The sequence below is a fragment of the Rhodococcus ruitaii genome, assembly GCF_055230935.1.
The window spans coordinates 1-2,002 of sequence record NZ_JBUYWC010000040.1; the positions used below are offsets into that span (position 1 = coordinate 1).

Consider the following 2,002-nt stretch of genomic DNA (forward strand, 5'->3'; position numbering starts at 1 on the left):
CCGTTCACTGAGTTTCAAGTTCTCTCAGTGATCCGGGAATTACTTCCCGGAAGTCCCGGTGCCGCACATTCGACCCGTGGGTAGACGATTCGTTGGGGACTGCTTGCTGGGCAAGTCTGACATCTCCTCCACGTCCACGTTTCACCTCACCCGGCCACTCCGGGAAGAGGGTGTAAATCTGGTCTTCGAGATTACGCGCTGCATTCACATCTCGATCGAGAGAGAAACCGCAGCGTTCGCACTCAAAGGTTCGTTCGGACAGAAGCAGCTTGGTTTTCACTGCCTTACAGTTCGAACAGGTCTTACTGGACGGGTACCAACGGTCTGCGACCGCGAAGGTCGACCCTCGCCATGCGGTCTTGTACTCGAGCTGATGCCGCAACATCCCGAACCCGCAGTCGGAGATCGCCCGAGCTAGGTTACGGTTACGGACCATTCCCGCGACGTGGAGGTCCTCCACCCCGATTGCCCCGTACGTGTCGACCAGCGAGCTGGACAACTTGTGCAGCGAGTCTCGACGAGAATCCGCCACTCGGTAAGCCACCCGGTTACGTGTACGGTTGGCGCGATGCCAGCGTGCCGAGCCCGTGGATCCGGCCCGGCGGTCCGGTCCTTCGCGGCGTGAGACCACACGCGATTCGCGACGGAGCTTCGTTAGGGTCTTGCGGAGATGCTTGGGGTTCGGGTGTAGATCGCCCTTGGACGTTACTACGAGTGTTTTCACCCCGAGATCCAGCCCAACTGCTTCTTCGGGCTGCGTCGCGGTGGTCACTGTCCGCTCGACCTCGCAGGTGAAAACGACGAACCAGCGTCCCCGTTCCCGCTTGATTGTTGCGGACAATATGCGTGCGGTTCCCGCCTCGAGTCGTCGCGCCAGCTTCCTCGTGGACTCGTGCGTCTTGATCCGTCCGATGACCGGGAGAATGACATGCGTACGACCGTCGAGCCGAATCGCTCCGGTCGTGAATCGAACCGAGCCGACCTGATCGCCCTTGCGCCGCCTGAACTTCGGGAAGCCCATGCTCTTGCCTCCGCGAAGACCCTTACGAGACTGATTCCAATTCTCGAGACCGGCAGCCAGGTCTGCGAGGCCGGAGGACGCGGCCTCTTTCGAGAAGTCGCCCCACCACGGAAGCCCCGTTTCGCGGTCGATCGCGGCTGAGTGCTTACGTTGGTTCCACACCTTGCGGAGCCCGTACGCAGACCAGTTCAGCGTAGGTGTGCGGTCCTGTTCCGCGATGCCGTACGATGCTTCGGCCTGCCGTTGATTCATCACCGCCTCGAGATGCCCGAGCATATGGTTGTAGGCAAACCGGCTGGCCCCACAGTGCCCGTACAGCGCTCGTTCCGCGGCAGCGTTCGGGTCCAGGGCGTACTTGTACGCGCTGATCGCCACGGCCTTGTCTGCGATCATTGTGTCCCCTCCTTCGTTGCTGCTTCAATCGCTCGTTTGGCCCGGCTCGCTGCCGATCGTCGCCCGTAGAGGCGGGCGCACATGCTCGTAAGTAGTTCAGTGACGTCCCGGACCAGGTCATCGGTGAGTTCGTCATCGTTCAGGACGACAAGCTCACGTCCTGTTGCAGACAGTGCCGCCTCGAGATTCTCGACTCCGAAACGTGCCAGACGATCTCGATGCTCAACCACGATGGTGGTGGCCGAGGGATCTGCCAGTAGACGTTGCAGCTTACGACGTCGCCCGTTCAGTCCGGAACCGATCTCGGTCACCGTTTCTTCGACCACGAAACCGCGCTTGTTCGCCTCCTGCAACACACGGAGAGCTTGGCGGTCCAGATCATCACGCTGATCGCTGCTCGAAACTCGGCAGTACACAACAGTTCGAGTCTTTCTAGATTCGAACTCTGCTTCAGACTCGAGAACAATCCAACTTCCGGAGGGGGTCTGCATAACCGGAACCGGCATTTTGCCGTCCTTTGCCCACTGCCAGGCTGTCTGGTAGTGGACTCCCGCCTGCTTCGCCCACTCCGACAGTTTCATACTTCTA

At 60.2% G+C, this 2,002-nt stretch carries 2 protein-coding genes; both read right to left on the reverse strand.

The window, feature by feature from the left end:
• Nucleotides 1–4: 4 nt before the first annotated feature.
• A complete protein-coding gene (gene tnpB, locus ACZI8W_RS26090) occupies nucleotides 5–1,414 on the reverse strand; it encodes an IS607 family element RNA-guided endonuclease TnpB (protein WP_463371440.1) in 1,410 nt (469 codons plus the stop codon).
• Nucleotides 1,411–1,995 carry an IS607 family transposase gene (locus ACZI8W_RS26095; RefSeq protein WP_463371441.1) on the reverse strand — a complete coding sequence of 195 codons (585 nt, stop codon included), beginning with the start codon at nucleotides 1,993–1,995 and terminating at the stop codon, nucleotides 1,411–1,413. Before ACZI8W_RS26095 ends, tnpB begins: the two co-directional genes overlap by 4 nt.
• Between the last annotated feature and the right edge of the window lie 7 nt (nucleotides 1,996–2,002).

What these genes read in the sequence shown, in the direction of transcription:
- tnpB (WP_463371440.1), bottom strand. Translation starts at nt 1,414, where the DNA reads ATGATCGCAGACAAGGCCGTGGCGATCAGCGCGTACAAGTACGCCCTG.
- ACZI8W_RS26095 (WP_463371441.1), bottom strand. Translation starts at nt 1,995, where the DNA reads ATGAAACTGTCGGAGTGGGCGAAGCAGGCGGGAGTCCACTACCAGACA.